Source organism: Blastopirellula retiformator, from assembly GCF_007859755.1.
Taxonomy (GTDB): domain Bacteria; phylum Planctomycetota; class Planctomycetia; order Pirellulales; family Pirellulaceae; genus Blastopirellula; species Blastopirellula retiformator.
In genome coordinates, this window is sequence record NZ_SJPF01000001.1 from 296,256 (window position 1) to 318,518 (window position 22,263).

The 22,263-nt window shown below is 59.1% G+C and carries 16 protein-coding genes; 10 read left to right on the forward strand and 6 right to left on the reverse strand.

Annotated features, from left to right (window positions below; genetic code table 11):
- Positions 1–21: 21 nt before the first annotated feature.
- On the reverse strand, positions 22–3,288 hold the full coding sequence (carB, locus tag Enr8_RS01260; RefSeq protein ID WP_146428805.1) for a carbamoyl-phosphate synthase large subunit: 3,267 nt from the start codon (positions 3,286–3,288) through the stop codon (positions 22–24).
- A gap of 329 nt (positions 3,289–3,617) precedes the next feature.
- On the opposite strand from carB, the gene Enr8_RS01265 reads away from it, so the two are divergent.
- The 3 genes from Enr8_RS01265 to Enr8_RS01275 all read left to right on the forward strand — a co-directional run bounded on the left by Enr8_RS01265 (position 3,618) and on the right by Enr8_RS01275 (position 7,921).
- Positions 3,618–4,184: a DNA-3-methyladenine glycosylase I gene (locus tag Enr8_RS01265; RefSeq protein WP_146428806.1), complete on the forward strand. Its 567-nt coding sequence runs from the start codon at positions 3,618–3,620 to the stop codon at positions 4,182–4,184.
- 350 nt (positions 4,185–4,534) lie between these two features.
- Positions 4,535–6,112, forward strand: a complete 1,578-nt coding sequence (locus Enr8_RS01270; RefSeq protein WP_146428807.1) for a dockerin type I domain-containing protein — start codon at positions 4,535–4,537, stop codon at positions 6,110–6,112.
- A gap of 171 nt (positions 6,113–6,283) precedes the next feature.
- Positions 6,284–7,921: a sensor histidine kinase gene (locus Enr8_RS01275; protein WP_186767369.1), complete on the forward strand. Its 1,638-nt coding sequence runs from the start codon at positions 6,284–6,286 to the stop codon at positions 7,919–7,921.
- A gap of 21 nt (positions 7,922–7,942) precedes the next feature.
- On the opposite strand, the gene Enr8_RS01280 is transcribed toward Enr8_RS01275, so the two are convergent.
- The gene (locus Enr8_RS01280) at positions 7,943–8,155 is read right to left on the reverse strand and encodes a SlyX family protein (protein WP_146428809.1); all 213 of its coding nucleotides are present in this window, start codon (positions 8,153–8,155) and stop codon (positions 7,943–7,945) included.
- 277 nt (positions 8,156–8,432) lie between these two features.
- Between Enr8_RS01280 and Enr8_RS01285 the strand changes: the two genes are divergently transcribed.
- Positions 8,433–8,633 (forward strand): hypothetical protein, encoded by a 201-nt coding sequence (locus Enr8_RS01285; protein WP_222434781.1) that lies wholly within the window; start codon positions 8,433–8,435, stop codon positions 8,631–8,633.
- Positions 8,634–8,810: 177 nt separating this feature from the next.
- Here the strand turns inward: Enr8_RS01285 and Enr8_RS01290 are convergent, their stop codons facing one another.
- The gene (locus tag Enr8_RS01290; protein WP_146428811.1) at positions 8,811–11,018 is read right to left on the reverse strand and encodes a hypothetical protein; all 2,208 of its coding nucleotides are present in this window, start codon (positions 11,016–11,018) and stop codon (positions 8,811–8,813) included.
- 329 nt (positions 11,019–11,347) lie between these two features.
- On the opposite strand from Enr8_RS01290, the gene tkt reads away from it, so the two are divergent.
- The 4 genes from tkt (at position 11,348) to Enr8_RS01310 (ending at position 18,577) form a co-directional block, all read left to right on the forward strand.
- Entirely contained in the window at positions 11,348–13,390 is a 2,043-nt protein-coding gene (tkt, locus tag Enr8_RS01295; protein ID WP_146428812.1) for a transketolase, read from the forward strand.
- A gap of 239 nt (positions 13,391–13,629) precedes the next feature.
- Positions 13,630–14,211, forward strand: a complete 582-nt coding sequence (locus tag Enr8_RS01300) for an HdeD family acid-resistance protein (RefSeq protein ID WP_146428813.1) — start codon at positions 13,630–13,632, stop codon at positions 14,209–14,211.
- A gap of 331 nt (positions 14,212–14,542) precedes the next feature.
- Positions 14,543–16,720, forward strand: coding sequence for a coiled-coil domain-containing protein (locus Enr8_RS01305; protein ID WP_146428814.1), 2,178 nt, complete (start codon positions 14,543–14,545; stop codon positions 16,718–16,720).
- A 252-nt stretch (positions 16,721–16,972) separates the two neighbouring features.
- Complete coding sequence (locus Enr8_RS01310; RefSeq protein WP_146428815.1) at positions 16,973–18,577, forward strand: S26 family signal peptidase; 1,605 nt, start codon at positions 16,973–16,975, stop codon at positions 18,575–18,577.
- 87 nt (positions 18,578–18,664) lie between these two features.
- Here the strand turns inward: Enr8_RS01310 and Enr8_RS01315 are convergent, their stop codons facing one another.
- The 3 genes from Enr8_RS01315 to Enr8_RS01325 all read right to left on the reverse strand — a co-directional run bounded on the left by Enr8_RS01315 (position 18,665) and on the right by Enr8_RS01325 (position 20,924).
- Positions 18,665–19,084, reverse strand: a complete 420-nt coding sequence (locus Enr8_RS01315; protein ID WP_146428816.1) for a response regulator — start codon at positions 19,082–19,084, stop codon at positions 18,665–18,667.
- A gap of 228 nt (positions 19,085–19,312) precedes the next feature.
- Entirely contained in the window at positions 19,313–19,936 is a 624-nt protein-coding gene (locus Enr8_RS01320; RefSeq protein WP_146428817.1) for a hypothetical protein, read from the reverse strand.
- A 223-nt stretch (positions 19,937–20,159) separates the two neighbouring features.
- Positions 20,160–20,924 carry a hypothetical protein gene (locus Enr8_RS01325; RefSeq protein WP_146428818.1) on the reverse strand — a complete coding sequence of 255 codons (765 nt, stop codon included), beginning with the start codon at positions 20,922–20,924 and terminating at the stop codon, positions 20,160–20,162.
- Positions 20,925–21,051: 127 nt separating this feature from the next.
- On the opposite strand from Enr8_RS01325, the gene Enr8_RS01330 reads away from it, so the two are divergent.
- Together Enr8_RS01330 and Enr8_RS01335 are read left to right on the forward strand one after the other, a co-directional pair.
- Positions 21,052–21,900 carry a hypothetical protein gene (locus tag Enr8_RS01330; protein WP_146428819.1) on the forward strand — a complete coding sequence of 283 codons (849 nt, stop codon included), beginning with the start codon at positions 21,052–21,054 and terminating at the stop codon, positions 21,898–21,900.
- A gap of 92 nt (positions 21,901–21,992) precedes the next feature.
- The gene (locus Enr8_RS01335; protein ID WP_146428820.1) at positions 21,993–22,262 is read left to right on the forward strand and encodes a hypothetical protein; all 270 of its coding nucleotides are present in this window, start codon (positions 21,993–21,995) and stop codon (positions 22,260–22,262) included.
- Position 22,263 lies beyond the last annotated feature (1 nt).

Here is a 22,263-nt window from a genome sequence, read left to right on the forward strand (position 1 = left end):
TAAGGTTTTGATCGTAATCGCCTACTCGCCGCGCATTTTGCGGAAGCGATCCTGCAGCGACAGGACGTTCATCTCTCCGTTGCGGAGCGCTTCCATCGCTTTGGCGGCGGCTTCGGCGGCCTGGATCGTGGTGATGCAGGGGATGCCGTGTTGGACCGCGGCGGCGCGGATGCGGCCTTCGTCGGTGCGGGCGCCTTTGCCGCTGGGGGTGTTCATCACCAGCGAGACCGCGCCGTCGATCAGCAGGTCGATCAGGTTCGGGTGGCCTTCGGCCAGCTTCTTGATCTGCTGGACCTCCAGGCCTTCTTCCCGCAACCGCTTGGCGGTTCCCTCGGTGCAGACCAGATCGAAGCCGAGCGAATCGAGCCGCTGGGCGATCTCAACGATGTGCTCTTTGTGACGGGGCGAAACGCTGAGGAAGATCTTGCCTTCTTCCGGTTGTGGCAGCAACACGCCGGCGGCGAGTTGACTCTTGGCGAAGGCGATCGAGAACCGTTCGCTGATCCCCATCACTTCGCCGGTCGAACGCATTTCGGGGCCAAGCACAATGTCGACGCCGCTGAACTTGCGGAATGGGAAGACCGACTCTTTGATCGAAACGTGGGCCGGGATCGGCTCTTCGGTGACGCCCAACTCCGACAGCTTGATGCCGGTCATCACCTGGGCGGCGATCTTGGCGACCGGCATCCCGGTCGCTTTGGCGACGAACGGTACGGTGCGGCTGGCGCGAGGATTCACCTCGAGCACGTAGACGTTCATCTTGCCGTCTTCTTGCTTGACGGCGAACTGCACGTTCATCAGGCCGACCACCTTCAGCTGGCGGGCCATCGCGATGGTCGCTTCGCGAATCTCTTTGACGACCGGGCCAGGCAAGCTGTAGGGAGGAATCGCACAGGCCGAGTCGCCCGAGTGGACGCCCGCCTCTTCGATATGCTCCATCACGCCGGCGACGACGACGTTCTCGCCGTCGCAGATGCAGTCGACGTCGACTTCGGTCGCGTCTTCCAGGAAGCGGTCGATCAGCACCGGCTGACCTTGAGCGACCAGGAACGCCTCGGCGACGTAACGCTCGAACTGTTTGTCGTCGTAGCAAATTTCCATCGCCCGACCGCCGAGCACAAAGCTGGGACGAACCAGCGCCGGATAGCCGACCTTGGCCGACTCGGCGCGAGCCTGGGTCATGTTGCGGGCAATCGCGTTGGCGGGCTGCTTGAGGCCCAGTTGGTTGAGCAGCTGCTGGAACTTCTCGCGATCTTCGGCCGCTTCGATCGTGTCGACGCTGGTGCCGATGATCGGCACGCCGGCGGTCGCCAAAGCGCGGGCCAGATTCAGCGGCGTTTGTCCGCCAAACTGCACGATCACGCCGTCAGGCTGCACCTTGTCGCAGATGTTCAGCACGTCTTCGGTCGTCAGCGGCTCGAAGAAGAGGAGGTCGCTGGTGTCGTAGTCGGTACTGACCGTTTCGGGGTTGCTGTTGACCATGATCGATTCGATCCCCAGTTCGCGAAGGGCGAAACTGGCATGGCAGCAGCAGTAGTCAAACTCGATTCCCTGGCCGATCCGGTTGGGACCACCGCCGAGGATCATAACCCGCTTCTTCGCAGGATCCTTGGTCGGCGTTTCGTCTTCGTCTTCGTAGGTCGAATAGAAGTACGGCGTGTAGGCTTCAAACTCGGCGGCGCAGGTATCGACCGATTTGTAGGTGGCGACGACGCCGAGCTGTTTGCGTTGCTTGCGAACTTCGAGTTCGCTGCTGCCCAGCAGCGTGGCGAGTTGGCGATCGGAGAAGCCGTACTGCTTGGCCTGCTTCATCTTGGTGGCGTCGATCGCGGCCAGCGAGCCAATCGCGGCCAGTTCGTCCTCCAGCTCGACCAGTTGTTGCATCTGATCGATGAACCACGGATCGATGAAGGTCAGCTGGAAGATTTTCTCCAGCGTCATCCCCGACTTGATCGCGTACCGCAGGTACCAAGGGCGATCGGCGTTGGGGGTGCTGAGCTTGGCCCGGATCTCGTCGTCGGACGGTTGCTCTTCGGTTCCCCACAGATCTTTGCCGTCGCAGCCGAAGCCAAAGCGGCCGACCTCGAGCCCGCGGAGAGCTTTCTGGAACGACTCTTTGAAGGTTCGGCCGATCGCCATCGTTTCGCCGACGCTCTTCATTTGCGTGGTCAGCGTGGCGTCCGCTTCGGGGAACTTCTCAAAGGCGAACCGCGGAATCTTGGTGACGACGTAGTCGATCGTCGGCTCGAAGCAGGCGAGCGTCTCGCGGGTGATGTCGTTCGGCAGTTCGTGCAGATAGTAGCCGACCGCCAGCTTGGCGGCGATCTTGGCGATCGGGAAACCGGTCGCCTTCGACGCCAGGGCCGAGCTGCGGCTGACGCGGGGGTTCATCTCGATGACGATCATCCGGTCCGATTTCGGATCGATCGCGAATTGGATGTTCGAGCCCCCGGTTTCGACGCCGATCTCGCGGATGACCGCCAGCGAGGCGTCGCGCATCCGCTGGTATTCTTTATCGCTGAGCGTTTGGGCCGGGGCGACGGTGATTGAGTCGCCGGTGTGGACGCCGACCGGATCGAAGTTCTCGATCGTACAGATGATCACGACGTTGTCGGCAACGTCGCGCATCACTTCCATCTCGTACTCTTTCCAACCGATCACCGACTCTTCGACCAGCACTTCGCTGACGGGCGATTGATCGAGGCCGTTACGAACCAGCGAGTCGAACTCTTCGCGGTTGTAGGCGATCGCCGAGCCCGATCCTCCCATCGTGAAGCCGGGGCGAATTACCGCCGGCAGACCGATCTGATCGAGAACGGCGCGCGCTTCTTGAATCGTATGGACCGTACCGCCGCGGCAGACTTCGAGCCCGATCTTTTCCATCGCCGCTTTAAACTGCTCGCGCTCTTCGGCCTTAGCGATGACCGAGGCTTTGGCGCCGATCATCTCGACGCCATATTTTTCGAGCACGCCATGCTTGTCGAGATCCATCGCCAGGTTCAGCGCGGTCTGACCGCCCAGCGTCGGCAACAGGGCGTCGGGACGCTCTTTGGCGATGATCTTTTCGACAACAGGCCACGACAGCGGTTCAATATAGGTGCGGTCGGCCATGTCCGGATCGGTCATGATGGTGGCCGGGTTGGAGTTCACCAACACCACCTCATAACCTTCCTCCCGCAGCGCCTTACAGGCTTGCGTGCCGGAGTAGTCGAATTCGCAGGCCTGGCCGATAACAATCGGACCGGAACCAATAAGCAAGATCTTTTTGATGTCGTCGCGTCGCGGCACGGCGTCCCAGTTCTGTTGAAAAAGACAAAGTGGGAAAGTTTGCTCCACCCTCTAGGGGCGGCGGTTTGGGAGTAAAATCCCTCCAATTTAACCCCAGGAAAGAGTTGGGTACAAGCGGGAGGAGCAGGGTAATTTCGCTAGAATTGCTGCGAAGCGCCCGAAGTTGATTCTCGCTCTGTTCTGGTCGACGTAACGGCTCGCCCGAACGATCATCGAAAGGTGCGATCGCATCCGTGCGATCACGCAGTCCGTCGAGAAGATCAACGGACTGCCAAGTCACGCGCATCCGCTGACGCAAAGCGGAACAACGCCAACAGAGGATCGATTCTGTGCCAAAACGATGTTCATGGGCCGACAGCCATCCACTGCTGGCCGAGTATCACGACCAAGAGTGGGGCGTGCCCGAGTACGACAGTCGCGCCCTGTGGGAAAAACTGTCGCTCGACGGCTTTCAGGCGGGGCTGTCGTGGCTGACGATCTTGCGCAAACGAGATGCATTTCGCGCAGCGTTTGCCGACTTCGATCCAGAAAAAGTGGCTCGATTCGGCAAGCGAGACGTCAATCGCCTGCTGAAAAACGCCGAGATCGTCCGGTCACGGGCCAAGATCGAAGCGACCATTCAGGGCGCGCGAGTTTATTTGGCGATGCAAGAGGCGGGGGACGACTTCTCGACGTTCGTCTGGAACCTGGCCGGCGGAAAGCCAACTCGCAACACCAGCGGCGTCGTCCCGGCGAAGACGCCATTGTCCGAGTCGATCTCCAAAACGCTCAAGCAGCAGGGCTTCAAGTTCTGCGGGCCGGTGATCGTGTATGCCTGGATGCAGGCGACCGGAATCGTTAACGATCACACCGTCGATTGTTTTCGCCGTAGGGCGGTTGCGAAGGAAAAACGTTAATCCTCCGCTACTCACATGGCAATTCTGGCAGAAGGGGTGTCATTGTCGCCTTCAGGTGGGCAAAATCTTGATTGCGGGCACCATTCTTCGCCTGGCAAACCGTGGCGGTTGCGGTGTTTATGCAGAAACGCGGTTTGTTGATTTCTGGACGAAAATGGATCATAAACGGGCTATTTGTCCCAGTTTTGATCCTCATCTCCCTTAACCGGTAGAAAAGGGCGGGTTGTAAGAATTTCAAGAATTATGGCGCCGGACCGTTTAATTCCCCCCACGTTGTACTTATAACGGAGTACATAGGTCACAGGATGAGGGCAAGCGCGGGCCACAGACCTCCCTGAAACCTCCCCAGGTTGACTCACACCTCGGCGATCGGACGGAACACCGACGTCTCAGGCAAACCTCCTCACATCGGGCAAGCAGTCATCGCCATGCGGCGAATTCACCGCGGAAATACTCTGCGTCTGCGACGTCTCTACGTACGTCGTGAGGCATCGATTGAGTCGCTCGAAACCCGGGCGATGCTCGCCGCCGATTTTTCTTCGGAAATGGAGATTGGCGCCGACCAATGGGGCCCAACTTTCTTGGCTCGCGACGCTGATACAGCTTTGCCCCCGCGATCTGGCGGCTTTCTGCTGGAAGGGGAAGACGTTGTCGATCCGCCAGCCGGCGATCCTCCGCTTGCTGACCCGCCGCCGGTTCTGCTGCACTTCTCGGTCGTCACCGATCCGACCCAGTTTGACGATGCGGCGCTTGGCGCCGTAGAGCAACTGCCCGAGAGCATGCTGCACACGCACGAGTGGGATCGGTACTACGTCGAAGTTTGGGTCGAAGCTGGCGAACAAATCAACGATCTCTCGGTCGACTTGAACTACGAGACCGAGATTACGAGCCCGCGTCATGTGACGTTTGGTCCCGCCTTTGCCGATGGCAACTACGCCGTTGACGATGACTTGGGCGAGTTGCGCAACATCGCGGCGCACATCGCTTTGCCGCCGCCGCAGGATACTGGAACCGCCGGCGCTGGCGACCCAGGCGCAGGCGACGAAGCCGCCGACGACTTGGTCCTGTTTGCCCGCATCGAGTTTGGCGCCAGCGAGCTGCGCGACAACGTGCGGTTGGACTTGGCGACCGGAACCGTCGGACCGCATTCGCTTGAGCTGGACATGGTTCGTAGCGACGCCACGACGCTGGATGGACAGCTGCTGGACGTTCGCCCCGCGGTGAAGCCTGATTTTGGCCTGGTGCCGGTCATCTATGACCTGGACGACGATCAGGCGGTTTCGCTGGTCGACTTGCAGCTGATGATTCGCTCGCTGGGCAAAGATGCCAGCGCCCCCAACGGCCAGCTCGATTGGTACGCCGACTTCAACAAGGACTATTCGGTATCGCTGGTCGATCTCAACTTTATGGTTCGCAGCATTGGCCGTAGTTGGCGAAACGAAGACATCGAGTTTCCCAGCAACTATCCGGAAGCCTGGATTCCAGAGCCGGACGACGGCTCGGGCGGTGGGGGAACCGGCGGACCAGGCGGAACCGATCCTGGCGACGGCGAAAAAGATCCGCCTGAGGATCCGCCGCTGAAGTTCGTGCCGATCGATGTCGGCGGCAACATGCTCGCGCCCGATCCGGCGATGATCTTGGCTCTGCAGGCGATCTTGCAGGCCGAGATCGTCTTCCCGATTGGTTTCGACTTCACCCTGCTGCAGGGAAGCGTTTCTTATTCCGACGGGGATGGCGACGGCGACAAAGAGACGATGCTCGAGATCGAGGTCGACGATCAGCTGTTCGAGACCGAAATCGAGATCGAGATCATGAACGAATTGATCGATACCGATCAGTTGTGGTCTGATTGGTCTGGCGCTATCAGTAGCTACTTTGGCGAAGCGATTGCTGACCTGAAGGACCTGTTTCTCAGCGACGAAGACTAGCGGTAGATCGCCAGTCGACCGTCATGTTGGGGAGTTCGCTCCGCGCTTGCGCTCACGGGTGTGGATGCCAGCAAGTCGCCCCAATTTTCGGCTTTCCCCGCTTCGTGCAACTCAATGCGGCAGATAGACTTTAGCAAGCTTGGTTTTGCAGCATGAGGGTGAATGGGTTTGATGGACCAGTCCGAAGAGTTTCGGCGTTTACGCCGTTCGGATTCGATTCTGCGCACGACGATCGCTCGGCTTGGCGATCAGTCAGGAGTTCCCTATTTGCAATCGCTGGTCGCTTCGCTGGGGGCCGGATTTGATTGCAAGTTGGCGCTGGTCGGTCGCGTACTGAAGCATGAGCCGACCAAGGTGCAGGTCGCCGCTCGCTGGCAGCGGGACGAAGTGGAACTGGACGACTTTCGGATTTACGATCTGCAGGAAACGCCATGCGCGCAGATCGTCCAGAATCGCCTGGCGATTTTTCCGCAACACGTACAAACGCGGTTTCCGAATGTGGCGCTGCTGCAGGAGCTGGACTTCGAGAGCTACGCTGGGGCCCCGCTGACCGACTCGCACGGAAACGTCATCGGTCTAATCGCGCTGCTCGACGACAAGCCGATGTGTGAAGAAGAGATGGTTGCGTCTCTGCTGCAGCTGTTCGCTTCCGGTGCGGGGAAAGAGCTGGAGCGACAATCGACCGAGTCGGAGCTAGAGGAAAACGAACGCCAAATGCAGATGCTGGTCAACCTATCGAGCGACGTGGTGTGGGATTGGGACATCGTCGCCGACAAGCTGTCGTTATCCGATCGCTTGTACGAAATCTTGGGTTATGAAAACGACGCTTTTGAATCGACCCGCGACGCGATCCATCGGCTGATGCATCCAGACGATCTGGCCTACCATGGCGTCTGGCTGAAGGACTTTCTGGCCCATGGCGATAGCAAGTATTCGCACGAGTGGCGGCTGTTGGCCCAGGACGGCGTTTACCGTTGGTTTCGATCGTCCGGCACAATCTTTCGTACGCCGCAAGGAACGCCATCGCGAATGATCGGCGTGCTCAGCGACGTCTCTGAGGCGAAAGCGGCGGAACAAGAACGCGAGCGCCTGATCCGTCAGTTGGAGCTCAAGAACGACGAACTCGAACGTTTCACCTACACCATCTCGCACGAGCTTCGCAGTCCGCTGGTCACGCTCAGCGGTTTTGTCGGCTTGCTGCAAGAAGACCTGCAGCGGGACGACGCGGACGCCGTCGACGCCGACTGCGGCGAGATCATGACGGCGGTTCGCAAGATGGACGCGCTGCTGGACAACCTGCTAGAGCTATCGCGGCTGGGCCGAGTTTGTAACCCGCACGAAGCGATCCCGCTGCACGAACTAGTCGAAGAGTCGCTGACGCTGCTGCAGTCGCGCATTGAAAGCGCCGGCATCGAAGTGGTGGTTAAAGACCCGCTGCCGATCATCGGCGGCGATCGGGTTCGCTGGCAGCAGGTCTTCCAGAACCTGTTGGAGAACGCGGTCAAATATCGGAGCCCCGCGAGCCCGCGGATTGAAGTTGGCGCGATCACCGGCAAGAATCGTCCGCCGACAATCTATGTGCAGGACAATGGAATCGGCATCGAGCCGAAGTTTCATCAGCGGGTGTTTGGGCTGTTTGAAAAGCTCGACCCGCGGTCGGAAGGAACCGGCGTCGGCCTGGCGCTAGTCCAGCGGATCGTCGAGCTGCAAGGCGGCCGCATCTGGCTCGATTCGCCCGGCAAAGGGAAGGGCTCGACGTTCTACATCGTGTTGGCGAGCGACGGCGGGGCCCTGGTCGAGACCTTCTAGCAGCAGCAAGCCGACGCTCGATTAATAGTGGGGCGGCCGCTCTTCGTCCGGATTGCGTTTCTCCGCCATTTGCTCGCGAACGTCGCGTAGTTCGGTAGAGAAGCGCTGGCAGAACTTGGTTAACGCCTCCAATTGTCTACTTTGCTCGGTCACAACCTGGTTGAGTAGGCGGACCGTTTCTTCCAGGTGGGTGATGACTTCTTCAAGGTTCGTGGTACGCTTTTCTACGTTCATCGGTAGGGCCAAATATTCTGGTAGCGGCGTCTTTTTCGCCCATCTGTGAGATTGCCGAGGCCTGTATGGAAATCGGCAGAGTCTTCGTAAGTTGAAGATTCCTCGTGAAAAAGATAACCTACCAGCGGTCCAGGTGTCGATGTTAGATAAAGTGGTTTTCTTTCTTTACGGGGGAGCCCGACTAACGGTATATTTGCCGTTTTGTAGTGCTATGATTGAGTGACATCGCTCCAGATTCTGCGGGGCGTTTCTTTGATTTTTGAAAGCGCCAATCGCAATGCCAGTTGAAGTTTTGCCACGACGAGATGCCGGCAAGAAGATCACCAAGTTAGATCGCAAGACGGCGTCGCTGCTCTCGCTCTACTCGCGGATGCCAAACTCTCGCCGCGCCGCCAAGTACGAGCAATACGCCAGAGAATTGAGCAATAACAAGGTCGCGTTGCAGATTCTGCAAAGTTTGAAGAACGCCTGCTCTTAGCTGCCTGTTGAAAAATGCCCTCGTGGCATTTTTCAACCTCGCCAGGCTCAGAGCATAGCTCTTCGCGGCTCGCAAAATAACGACTTACGTCGTTATTTTGGGATCGCATCCGTGCGATCACGCAGTCCGTCGAGAAAATCAACGGACTGTTAGCTTCTGGGAAAACGGGAGCGTATCTTAAATGCGGACGTGATGAATTCCGGATAGCGCGAGCGTCTTGCCGCCGGAATTGAAGATCGTCGACTCACGACGACTTCGCCCAAACGCATCATACTGGCCCGGGTCGTTCAAGATGCTCAGGCTCAGCAGCGTTCCCGAGGCGTCAACCGGAAGCTCGACTTCGCGAGTTCCATCTTTAGGCGATCTCCAGAGGGCGATCGCACGGTCACGTCGTTTTTCGCCATTGATCGGTTGGCTTAGGTTGGCCATTCCCAGACTGGTGAAGGTCAGGACCGAGCAGCCGGGGTCGTCGGCAAAGCCAAGGGCATAGCGGGCCGCCCAACGACTGGCGATTTGCGGCCCGTCGGCAAGCAGGCAGATCAAGAGGTGGGGCCCGACCGCGCGGATCACGTCGCCGATCGGGTCGGACTGTGCCAGGTCTTCGCAAATGAGTACGGCGATCGTGATCCCTTGCGCCAAGCGAATGAAGTTGATCCGGCGGCGCGGGATCAACGTGTTCTCTTCCCATTCATGGTTCATGTCGAGCATGCGTCCTAAGCCATACTGGGCGACCTGGCTACGGCTCAAGACCCAACGGTGATGCTTGTGCTGATCGACCTCATCCATAGCCCAGACAAACTGATAGTCTTTGATCAACGTCAGTCGAGCAAGATTTTCACTGAAGCCTCCCGAGGTTCCGTTCACCAATCCGCGGATCACGAACCGAGGTCGGTCGTCGCTGTGGGGCGCGATGATTTCGTGCATCAGCTCATAGTCTTGCGACACGTCGATCGCCATCTCCGGAAAAACGATTCCATCGATCGACCCACACTGCTCGCGACAGGCCGCCATCATTCTCGTCAGGCGATGAAAATGATCGACGGTGAAAATCTGGGGACGATACTCAAAATGACGCAGATTCGGCCGACGAAAGGAAGTTGGGAATTGAGCGTCTTCGGGGACAGGCTCGAAATTGACAGGTAGCACGCGGTCGGGCCAAGGGACCAGCAATAGCGATAGATTGAAGTCGGTTTCGCCGGCCATCTGCGAGCGAGCGGTGTCGCAGGTCAGCAACGGGTGAACTTCGCCGGGGCGCAACAACGCCAAGTTGTGCGAGAGAGAACGAATGGTCATGCCTGACTTGGGCGTGTTAAATTTGGGAACGACCATGCCTCGTTTCGAGCGAATGTTTTTGCACAACGTGGAGGGGAGTTCCTCTTGGGAACGAGCGAAGAGCCACTCTTCGACATCCCAATAAAAATTGAGCCGCGATTGGTCGCCAGCTTCCCCGTTGTTTTTTTGAGCTTCCGGTATATTCAGCCCCAGGTCTTGGCACGCTTCGTCGGCGATCGCAGCCAAGGTCAGCAAGATTCGCGTCAGGTAAAATCCGACCGCCCATTCAAAGAGGCGAAGGGTCTTAATGCAGAGGAAGTGAGAGTCGACCTTGGGGTTCCTAAGATTCTTAAACAGATTCTTCCAACCTGCGCCGATGTCGGTCGCTCGGGCATGTTTCGAGAGGGCGGAGGAGAAGCGAATCATCGCCTTCTTCGCCGTTTCAAAATCATCACCATGAAGCGCGCGTTCGTCGTTTCCAGCCGTCTGTTGAAAGGCGACGGTCTCGTCGCGCAACAGCTTCAGATTTTTCTCCGGTTTAAAGAACTCGCGGACCATCAAGAAAGTATCGCGAACGAACGAAGCGTTGCCGCTTTCTTCACTCTTGATGCTGGGAAAGTACGATTCGATGATTCCATATTCGTCATCGGAGCCGCTCAAGGACTCTAGCAACGGCCGGTAAAGCCGTGACAGTCGCCAGGTATTGAAGAGGTACAATTCGTCCGTCATCTGCTTCAACGGCGACAGTTGTTTCCGATTCTTGCGAATGTTGAACGAACCAAGGATTCCGTTGTCAGGGTCTTTCTGATACGTCTTGAGCCAATCAATGGCGATTTCGCGGACCCATTTCTCCCATTGAACGTTTTGCTTCGCTCCTCTTCCTCCCGAGCCTTGCGCTATTGCCGGTTGTTCAAACGGCCAATCATGCGCCGCCAAGAGATAGGCGCCCGAGTTTTGCAGCAGTCGCATCGAAACGGCAAACGCGTCTGGGGGCCACTCGAGCAAGAGACTGTACTTCTTCGACTCGTCGGTCGGCCCGATCAAGAAATTGACGATGTCGCCGATCGTGGTGAAGTTCGGATTCTCACCCGAAGTATTTCCGTCGCTGGCCATGGTCGCCCCATCAAATGCGTCGCTGTTGATGCACCGGAATGAGGCATTCTAAAGCAGTAGTTCCTGGTGGTAAAGAAAATCTGGCCAAACTGAGCATTTGAACATTTGTGGGCCTTAAGCGGCGATAATCAGCCGTTTTCGTGACCATTAAGGTCCAAAGAAAGCCTTCTTTTGGCGGGTTCGGCGTCGTTGACGCTTTGCTTTCAAGCTCGGTACAATGGCCGGTTTGCGATAGAGCTGCGCGATTGTGCGCTCCTCTCGCCGCTGCGGCCGCAATTGATTGCCGGCGGTCGCTTCTTATTTTACCGTTACGCGAGAATTGAAGCCGAATGTCCGTATCAACGACCAGCATCGAACAGCTTACGATCAACGCCATCCGCACTTTGTCGATGGACGCCGTCCAAGCAGCCAATAGCGGTCACCCCGGTACGCCGATGGCCCTGGCGCCGGTCGCCTACACGTTGTGGTCGAACCATCTTAGTTACGATCCCAACTATCCTCGTTGGGCGGGTCGCGATCGCTTCGTCTTGTCGTGCGGTCACGCTTCGATGCTGATCTACTCGCTGCTGCACCTGGCCGGCGTGAAGAAGGCGGACGGCAGCGACGAACTGTCGGTCAAGATCGATGACATCAAGAACTTCCGCCAGCTGCACAGCCCTTGCGCCGGACACCCCGAAAGCTACGAAGTCACCGGCATCGAGACGACCACCGGTCCGCTGGGCCAGGGCGTCGCCACCAGCGTCGGCATGGCGATGGCCGCCGAGTTTGAGAAAACCCGCTACAACCGCGAAGGTCATGACGTCTTTGGTTACGACGTCTACGCCTTGTGCAGCGACGGCGACCTGATGGAAGGGGTCTCGACCGAAGCCGCGTCGGTCGCCGGTCACCTGAAACTGTCGAACCTCTGCTGGATCTACGATGACAACCACATCACGATCGAAGGAGATACCGACCTGGCGTTCAGCGAAGATGTCGGCAAAAAGTTTGAAGGTCTGGGCTGGCACGTCGTCAAAGTGGACGACGCCAACAACCTGGGTTTGCTCAACGCCGCCTTCGATTCGTTCAAGGCGACCACCGACAAGCCGACCTTGATCATCGTCCGCAGCATCATCGCCTGGGGCGCGCCGACGATGGCCAACACCCACGGCGCTCACGGCGCTCCGCTGGGCGAAGCCGAAATCGCCGCCACCAAGGAAGTTTACGGCTGGACCTACGACAAGTTTGTCGTGCCGACCGAAACGACCGATCACTTCACCGCAACAATGGGCGCTCGCGGCGAGTCGGCTCGCACCGATTGGGAAGCGAAGTTCGCCGCCTACGAAAAGGCGTTCCCGGCCGAAGCGAACGAGTGGAAGCAGATCATGTCGGGCGAACTGCCGACCGAGTGGGACGCCGAGCTGCCGGTGTTCGAGACCGACGCCAAGGGCGTCGCCTCGCGGGCTTCCGGCGGCAAGGTCCTGAACGCGATCGCCAAGAGCGTGCCGAGCATGCTGGGCGGTTCGGCCGACCTTGAGCCGTCGACCAAAACCGGTTTGAAGTTCCCGGGCGCCGGCTTCTTCCTGGCTGACGACCATAGCGGCCGCAACATGCACTTCGGCATTCGCGAACATTCGATGGCCTCGATCGCCAACGGCTTGTGCCTGTCGGGCTATCGTCCGTTCGTGTCGACCTTTTTCGTCTTCAGCGATTACCTGCGTCCGGCGCTGCGTCTGTCGGCGATCATGGAATTGCCGGTCATGTACATCTTCACGCACGACTCGATCGGCGTCGGCGAAGATGGCCCGACCCACCAACCGGTCGAACACCTCGCCGCCCTGCGAGCGATCCCGAACGTCGCCATCTTCCGCCCGGGCGATGCGAACGAAGTTTCGCAGTCGTACAAGGCGGCGATGGAGCTGACCGATCGCCCGTCGATCATGGTTCTGACCCGTCAAAACCTGCCGACGCTCGATCGCGAAAAGTACGCCTGTGCGACTGGCGCGGCTCGCGGCGGTTATGTGCTGGCCGATTGCAGCGGTACGCCGGAAGTGATTTTGATGGCGACCGGCAGCGAACTGTCGCTGGCCGTCGAAGCGTACGAAACGCTGACCGCCGACGGCGTGAAGGCCCGCCTGGTGAGCATGCCGTGCGTCGAATTGTTTGAGTTGCAGGATGACGACTACAAGAAGAGCGTCCTGCCGTGCGACGTCGCCGCTCGCGTGGCGGTCGAAGCGGGCGTCGCCCAGTCGTGGGATCGTTACCTCGGTTTCCGCGGCAAGTTTGTCGGCATGAAGAGCTTTGGCGCCAGCGCCCCGGCCAACGAGCTGTTCCCGTACTTCGGGATTACGGCCGAGAAAGTGGTCGAAGCGGCGAAGGCTTCGATCGCCGGCTAACTGCCTGTTGAAAAATGCCATCGTGGCATTTTCCAACCTCGCCGGGCTCAGAGCATCGCTCTTCGCAGCTCGTACAATCGTCAATACCCGAAGATCCTCGGCCTCTGCCGAGGATTTTTTTTTCGTGCAATTCACACGCACTTTTCGCCAAGCGCCAAATCGGCGGCTAGATTCTAAGTGACGGTTATAGGAGACAGTCAAACAATTTCCCCTCATTTGTTACCGGGAGTACGCGTCACATGTCCGAAGTACCAAATCTGCCGCCTGAAATTCGCCACGAACTGCACGAGCTACGCAAAGAATGGTGGTGGTTTCTGCTGCTGGGCGTCGGTCTGATCGTTCTGGGGCTGTTCGCTTTGGGCGCCAGCTTCATCACTTCGCTGGCGGTGGTCGTCTTCTTTGGCTTGCTGTTGGTGGTTGGCGGCGCCGTGCAGATCGCCAGTGCGTTCTGGGCGGGTCGTTGGAGCGGGATGCTGCTCTCGATGCTGCTCGGTATCTTTTACGTCGTGACCGGTATGCTGATGATCGACGCCCCGATCGAGGCGATGCAGGCGATCGTGCTGTTGATCGCCGCCTTTTTGATCGTTGGCGGCCTGTTCCGGATTGTGGCGGCCTTGTCGGTTCGCTTTCCGGCCTGGGGCTGGCAGTTGCTTTCTGGCGCCGTCAGCGTGATTTTGGGCTTGATGATCAACAAAGGCTGGCCCGATAACTCGGTTTTCATCATTGGCTTGTTCCTGGGGATCGAGTTGATCTTCAGCGGCTGGTACTGGGTGATGCTGTCGATCGGCGTCCGCAGTCTGCCCGAAAGCTACGATGGCTAATCCATCTGCAGCGGCTGACCGGAAAGTCCGCCTGTAGCGATTGTGACGGCGTCGCCCTTGCGCGACGCCGTTTTGCTGCGCCTGCGGAAGGCCGTTGTTGCCGGAAATCATCAGTCTCGAAACCGCACGCCGGCGAATGACGACCTAACCTATAGAAGCGTAGACGAATTTGCGCATTGAGACTCGAGGCGGTCGCTTCCTGGGCCGAAGCGCCGAGTCACCCCAGTCCTGTCGTGGAATCATGGAAGACGGAAATCCCCAAGTACGTAGCTCTCCCCTGGAAGACCTGGCGACTGCCATTGGTCGCCAGCATGAACGTGCGAGATCGGTCTTGTCCGAACGTCGCCAGTCTCTGGAGCAGATCGAGAGCCGAATTCTTCAGCAATTGAAGTCGGTCACCGATGGATTGCAGCTGAAAGAACAGACGCTCGCCAACGAACAGGGCGAGGTTTCGCAATCGGCCCAACAGCTGCAAAGCGACTCTGCGGCCCTCTCCGCCTCGGTGGCGGCATTCCAGAAAGAGCAAGCCGATTGGCAGGCCGAATGCCGACGTCGCGAACAAGAGCAGCAGAATCGCCAACAGCAGCTGAGCGAACTGGCGACGCAACTGACCGAACGCGAGCAAGCGCTGGAGCAGCGGCAGCAACAATTTTCCGAGCAATGCGGCGAGTCGGGCGAACTGCAGAAGTCGCTGGCCGAGGCCAACGCCCGGGCCGATGACCTGCAAGCCAAGCTGAACCAGTCCGAACATGAAATCGGCCGCATTCGCGCCGACGCCGAAAGCCGCTCCGAAGGCCTTCAGACGAAGCTGCAGCAGGTCGAGCAGGAAGTGGCCCGCGTCAATCAAGAGGCGGACGGGCTCCGTAGCGATCGCGACGCTCATGTGGCCCAGCGTGATCGTTTGACGGCCGACTGCAATTCGCTGCGGTCCGAGCTGGAAATTGCTCGCGGCGCCGCGACTCAAGCCGAGACGAAACAAACCGAGTTGGCGGGTCTGCTCGAACAGATGCAGGCCGAACTGGCGAACCTCAACACCGAGGTGACCGCCGCCAACTCGCAGCGCGACGATTACCGCCGTCAGGCGGAAGAGATGCAAAGTCGCGTCACGCAATTGGAAGCCGATGCCGAGTCGCTGAAAGCCGAGCTGGAAACCTTACGTGCGGCGTCGACCGCTGAAGCGCAACAGGCGGGCGATCTTTCCGCTAAACTGGCGACCGCCGAAAAGTCGCTGGCCGACAAAACGGCGGAAGCAGGCGACTTGGCCGCGCAACTCGCCGCGCTGCGGGATCGAGAAGCCGCAGCGACGACGGCTCAGCAGCAAGCTCAAGAGACGCTGGCGGCCAAAGAGGCCGAGCTGGCCGCTTTGAGTGAGCAGCTGACCGCCGCCCAGTCCGACACTTTCGCCCACGATCAACTGGCGGAAACCTTGCACGCCATCGAGGCGGAACGGGACGAACTGCGTCAGCAATTGGACAATCGGGACAGCGAGCGAACAGGGCTGAACGATGAAGCCGACAAGCTGCGGATCGAAAACGAAGACCTGCAGCGTCAGCTGACCGAAATTCAGGAAGACCTCAAGAGCCAGCTCGACGCATCGCAAGTGGCGCTCTTCCAGGCCCGCGGCGACTCGGAACAGATCCGCGAACAGGTTGGTTCGCTCCGTCGCCAATTAGAAGCGGAACAGGAAAAGTCGACCGAGCTGTCGCAGCAAATCGAACAGCTGCAGACGGAAGGCGGTGGCGAAGCGAGCGATGGCCAGCTGAGCGACTTGCGGCAAGAACGCGACGACCTGCTCGAAAAGATCAGCGACCTGCAGCAGCAGTTGCAGGAAGGGGGCGGTGGCGGCGCCGATCCCGAATTGGTCGATGGTCTGCAACGTCGTCTGCAAATGACGCTGGACGACTTGAAGGAAGCGAAAGCCAAGAATTCGGAGCTGGAAGAGAAGCTGAAGAAGGCGGGCTCCGGCGGCGCAACGACGGCCGCCAACGACGACGGCATGGATTGGGAAGCGACCAAACGCCGCATGTTGGCCCAGCTGGAAGCGGACTACGACGACGATCTGGACGAAGACGAACGTCGCGAGAAGATGAAGATCGAAGAAGCGATCTCCAGCACCGACAAAGCGATCCGCGTCAAAGAGGAAGAGCTGTCCGAGTTGCGTGCGAAGTTGGAAGAGGCGCAGCAGTCGGGCGGCGGCGGTTTGGCGATGGGCGCCCATGCGATCGCCGAGATGCTCGACCAAGACGAATTGGTCAAACAAGAACGCGACAATCTGAAGAACCTGCAATCGCAGTGGAAAGACAAACTGCGCAAAGCGGAAGTCGACATCTCGGTCGAGCGGGCCAAGATTGCCCGCGAACGAGCCGAGCTGGAAGAGAAGCTATCGCGTCTCGAGGCGGAACGGGAAAAGCTAAGCAAGTTGAAGCCCCCAACCACCGCCAAGGGAGACGAGAAGCAAGCCAAGGGGAATTGGCTGTCGCGTCTCGGCTTGAAAGACGTCGACGGTTAACAGTCCGTTGATTTTCTCGACGGACTGCGTGATCGCATGGATGCGATCCCAAAATAGCGACGTAAGTCGTTATTTTGCGAGCCGCGAAGAGCTATGCTCTGAGCCTGGCGAGGTTGGAAAATGCCACGAGGGCATTTTTCAACAGGCAGTAAAGGCCGAGGGAATTTGGATGCAATCGCGGCAGGAACCTGATAGCATTTCGCTGTCTGGTTCCCGGATTGTCGTCCCCTCGTATTCTTGAGGCCTGCCTTCGTGTTGACCGTGCTGCTTTTCGTCGCCGCACTCTTGCTGGCGACGATCGTCATCCAGGTGTTTTCGTATCGGGCCGCGTTCGCCTTGCTGCGTCTTGAGAAAGGCTCGTGGTTGATTGCGCTCGAAGTCGCCTTCGGGGCGTTGGTCTTGTCGTTTGCAGCTCGCCTGGCGCTAAACCTGATCGAGGCCAACTCGCCCGGCGGCGTGTCGGTCAAGATGGTCGTGTTGGTGTGGCTGACGGTACCGATCATCGTCGCCAACTATATCCGCTGGCGTTTGGCGACCGAAATGGGCTGGGCGATCGCGGCGATGCTGATCGGCATCTCGATTGGGATTCTGCCGGCGTTCACGACCGCCTATTCGATGCGCACGTATTTGGCGGAGGCATTTGTCGTTTCATCCAGCTCGATGGCGCCAACGTTGTATCCTGGCCGCTACGTGTTGGACTGTGACGACGGCTCCGAAACCGCGATTGCCGAGCGTGACGTTCAGCAGGTCGTTGGCGGCGGCGGCGAAGTGGTCGTACTATGTCCCTGCGAAGGCAACGCGGCCGTGCTCGCCCCCGGCCAGATGGAATTGCCGCACGTTGCGGCCGATCGGATGCTGGTCGGAAAGTGGGGCTTGCCGCCGAGGCGCTGGGATCTGGTGGTGCATCGCAATCCGAACGATCCGTCGGGCAATTACGTGTTTCGCCTGATTGGACTTCCCGGCGAGCAGGTCTCGATCCGAGCGGGCGAAGTTTGGGTCAACGACGCGTTGCTGGCGAAACCCGATACGCAGCATGACGAGCTGTGGTTTCCGGTTTACTTGGTCGATCGTGATCTTCCCGCGGAAGAAATGGATAGTTGGCTGCAGACGTCGGCCAGCGAAGGGGGCGTGTGGAAAGAGAAGGGCTGGACGATTAACGATGACGATTCGACCTTGACCATGCGCGGCGTCGTTGGGGATCGTTGGTCGTACATGCCGTCCGCATTTTCGGAAAGCGTATTGGCGACGATTCCTCGCTCGGTCGCCGATTTGCGAATTGATTTTTCGGTCGAGGAGATTGGTGGCGAGCCGCTGGAAGTCGCGGTCGACTACTATGGGCGAAACGTCGTTTGGCGGCTGACCAACGAGGGGAAGCTGGAGGTGACGTCTACCATGTCGGACGAAGAGAAGACCGGTTCCGAAACGTCAGCAGGGCCCGCGGTCGAGCCTGGGGATCGCCTCAGCCTGGTGATGCGCGATGGGCGATTGTATGGGTTCTGCGAGGAAACGGTTTTGTTGGATCTGCCCCTGGTCGAAGAGATCCCGGCCGACTGGGAGCTGGACCATTTTAAGCGTCAAGTGACTTGGCAAGCGAGCGCTGGATGGCGAATCGACGAGATCGAGGTTCTTCGCGACGTCTATTATCGTACCGCCAACGAGATGAGCGATCGCCCCTATATTCGCGACTCCTTTCGGGATGCGTGGGACTTGGGTGCGGACGAACTGGTCTTGCTCGGAGACTTCAGCAGTTCGGCCGCCGATTCGCGGATGTACCAACGGCGAGCGACCACCAGCGACGTTATTGGCCGCGTCCTGGCCCGCTATTGGCCGGTGTCGCGGTGGCGGACCTTTCCCTGACGCGGGCGCCACCAAGAAATAAAAAAACGCAGGCGACGCCCCAGTCGCCTGCGTAACTTTAATCGTCCAAGTCTGCCCCAAGGACGATTAAGTGCTTTGGAGTGCGAGTTCGTAGGCCGTTTTTGACGGCCGTCGGTTCGGGCGCCGCAACAGCGCCTGCTTGACGATCTCGCGAAGTTGTCTTGGTAGGTAGGGCTTTCCTAAAAAGTCGCTGCAGCCCGCTTCTCGCCAGGGGCCGATCAGTTCCGCCTCCGACCCGGCGCTGACCGCGATGATCGGCTTCCAGTAACCCAGCGATCGCAGCCGCTCGGTCGTCTCAAAACCGTTGATCGTCGGTAGCTCGTAGTCGATCAGGATCAGGTCGTATTCGTTCCCGGCAGCGACCCGCCCAATCGCTTCCAGGCCATCCCCGACGTAGTCGACGCTGTATCCGCATTTGCGTAACACCGTCGTTGCCAAGTTTTGGTCGAGTGGATTATCCTCAACAAGGAGTACGCGTCTGTCCAAGGTCGTTTTGCCGCCAGGCGGAAGTTCGGGTTGCCCGCAACGTTACACGATGTATCGAGCGTGGCTATACGAAACCTAGAATGTCTTGCCCCCGGAAGGCCTCCAAAAGCGGGGAATTGCGGAGACCCGTGAAGCTGGTGTGCGGGTTTCCCGCAACCGCGACGCGGACTTGGCGGTCGAACTCCCCGAATTGGTTGATCATCAACCAGCTTTTGGCGCCAGCATGCGCTAGAGCGCATCGACGTAATCCAACGAATTGCGATGGACGATGGGGTGCTCTAAGAATGACGCTTTGGCGCCCGACAGCTGAAAGACGCCATCGGTATGACGGGTCGCTTTAAAGTGCTCGCCGCACAGAATCAGACCAACGATCCCGGTCAGAAACAACAGAAAGCAAACGCCCCCCAGCACCGCGCTTTCCCAAGCGATCGCTCCGACAAGGCAGCCAAGCAGCGCCAGCCAGACGAGCGACACGAAGGCGATCTTTTGCTTGCGGCGGCCATTGCAGCCCGGGCAGAGGGCGTAGTCGATCTTGACCGGCTTGCGGACCAGCATCGACCCAATCACCACAAAGATGGGGCCTGCCAGCAGCAGCAGGAAAATCCAAGGCGGCGTGTAGTAGATTGTCCGGGCGAAGCTGCGGCCGGGATGAGCGTCGTCGCCGCAATGGATGCAGATCGGCGGCAGTTTGACCGGAGTCCGCACTTCGAGCTTGTTCCCCTGAATGCGATAGCCGCTCTCATCGACCACGGCTGCGTCGGCCGTCGGCGAGGCGAAGGGATTGATTTCGGGAACGATGTACGTTTCGTCGCTGGCCATCGCGTCGCTCGTCTTGGCTGAAGGATCGGGCACGGGCTGTGCGGAGAGTCTTCCAGGATAACCTTCCCGTCAATCCGATTCCAACGATTTCGCCGACGGATCACTAGCAGTCCGTTGATTTTCTCAACGTGCTGCTGGATCGCAGGGATGCGATCCCAAAATAGCGACGTAAGTCGTTATTTTGCGAGCCGCGAAGAGCGATGCTCTGAGCCTGGCGAGGTTGGAAAATGCCACGAGGGCATTTTTCAACAGGCAGCTAGGGGGCGACGCCCTCGATCGTCAGCAGCCACTGAGCTAGGTTCTCGAACCGGGCTCGATCATAGTTCGATTCTTTGGTCGAGTTCATCCCTTTGAGCAACTGCATCATGCCGGGGCCGACGACGGCGCTGGTGCACCGCCGCTGGAGCGTCTCGACCAGGGTGCGAAAGTTCGCCTCGCGACTGGGGACGATCGGAATGCCGGCTTTGCGAAACGCGAATGCGTTGCGGTCAATCCGCATCCGGATCAGCGGATCGCGGCAGAGGAGCTCTAGATAGATGGTGATTGACGTCCGCGCCGCCCGGGTGGTGGCGGCCGCATCGGCGTTCGTCTCGGCGAACAGCTGCGACTCGTGCGGGTCTTGCTGCGTTGACCCGGTCTTGCGGTTGAACTCGGGCACAAGGTCGAGCAGAAAGAACTTCTCCCAGGGAATGCGCCCCGTCCACCTTGGTACGTCGACCACAAACGCGTCTTCTTCCAGGATGGCGCTTTTCAGCGGATAGCGGGGCGGAGCCGGGACCTGGACCAGGTCTTTCTCGGCGACAACCTGAATGGCGATGTCGGCCCGCGAAAGAGCGGCGGCGGCGTCGAGCGCGTCTTTCTCGGACAGGTCGCGCAGCAACACGCCAGGGCGGCGATGCAGCGTCTGGAGGAACTCGGCCGGAATGGCGCCGGAGTAAGGAGCCAGGATCGCCGCCACATCTTGAACCGAGAACCGTGCGGCCGGATCCCTCAATAAGGCGAATTTCGCTTCGTCGTTCATGCCCACCTCTTCGCGGTGCGAGTCCCTTGGTTGTAGCACAAATTGCCCGGATCGGCATAACCAATGTTAGGTGAATTGAGCGAGGTTTGCGTACACTAGTAGCGGTATCAAAGCGGAGGCCCCTGCGATGGACGAACTTAGCGACGGCGCGACGACTGTGACTAGCGCCGAGAAATCAGGGGCGGTCCCCTGGAAAGCGATGGCGTTCGCCGCCATCTACGGCGTGGCGATGGCGGCGTTGATTGCGACTCTGTCGCTTCGTTCGCTCGGCTTCGTGTGGCAGACCTGCATTCCCGTCACCGGCGCCGCGATTGCAATCGGCAGCTATTTGTTGGCGATGGCGCCGAAGCGTTTGCTGGGGATCGTTGTTTTGCTATTCCTTACGCACGCGATCGTCGTCGCGTTCGCCTACCGCAGTCTCGGCTTGCAGGATCCGGCGATGGCGAAACAGCTGGCGAAGCACCTCGGCGTTTTCTTGCTTTCCTTGGCGTGCGTTTCGGCCACGTTGGCCTATTGGAATCGTCGACGTTATTGGCGGATTGAGCGGCGCGGGAACGAAGAGCCGGATCCGCGTTCGGGGCGTTCCCTGGCGATGAGCCGATTTGATTACTTCTATTTATTGGCGTCGGTAGGCGGGCTGATTGCGTTTCACAAGGTCACCGAGTCAGTACCCGTTAGCGTCGTCTTCGTGGGGGTGCTGCAGTTGTTCACCCGGGTTGCCCTGGCGCCGGCCAGGCGTGGGTTTTCGCCTGTCGCGGTGATCCTGACCGGCTACGGCTGTTTGGCTGCGGGCTGTTTCGCGGGGTGGACGTTTTACCCAACAAATAGCTTGGTTTTGATGGTCCTGGTCGGGTTACCGGCGACGCTGTGGTGCGGAATTTTGCTTTCGCTGCGGGCTGATGGCTACCGTCGAGTGCGAGACTTTGCCGCCTATGCCGAAAATCTCCCCATCGCCGAGCCAGATCCGCTAGCATGAGGAGTGCTAGTCACCCTTTACATCCCCTTTTTCGTTTGCCACGATTGTTGGGTTCGTACGTCTTCGCCTTTGATTCTCGGAGAGACCAAACCATGTCTCAGAACTTCTCCAAGCACCAACAAAACATCATCCGCAACTACTACGAGAACCGGGACTCGATCGCGATCCAGAAGTTGCAAGAGAACATCACGGAGCTCTATCTGGCCGAAGGCAAAAAGCGGGCGACCGTTTGGAAGCGGGTCATCGGCCATCTCGAAAAGCTGAAGGTCCCCAAGGCCCAGATCGATCACCTGGTGGCCAAGGATGACGCGACGCTGGTCGCCAAGTACCTGGAAAAGCTGATGGCCAAACAAGAAGACTAGG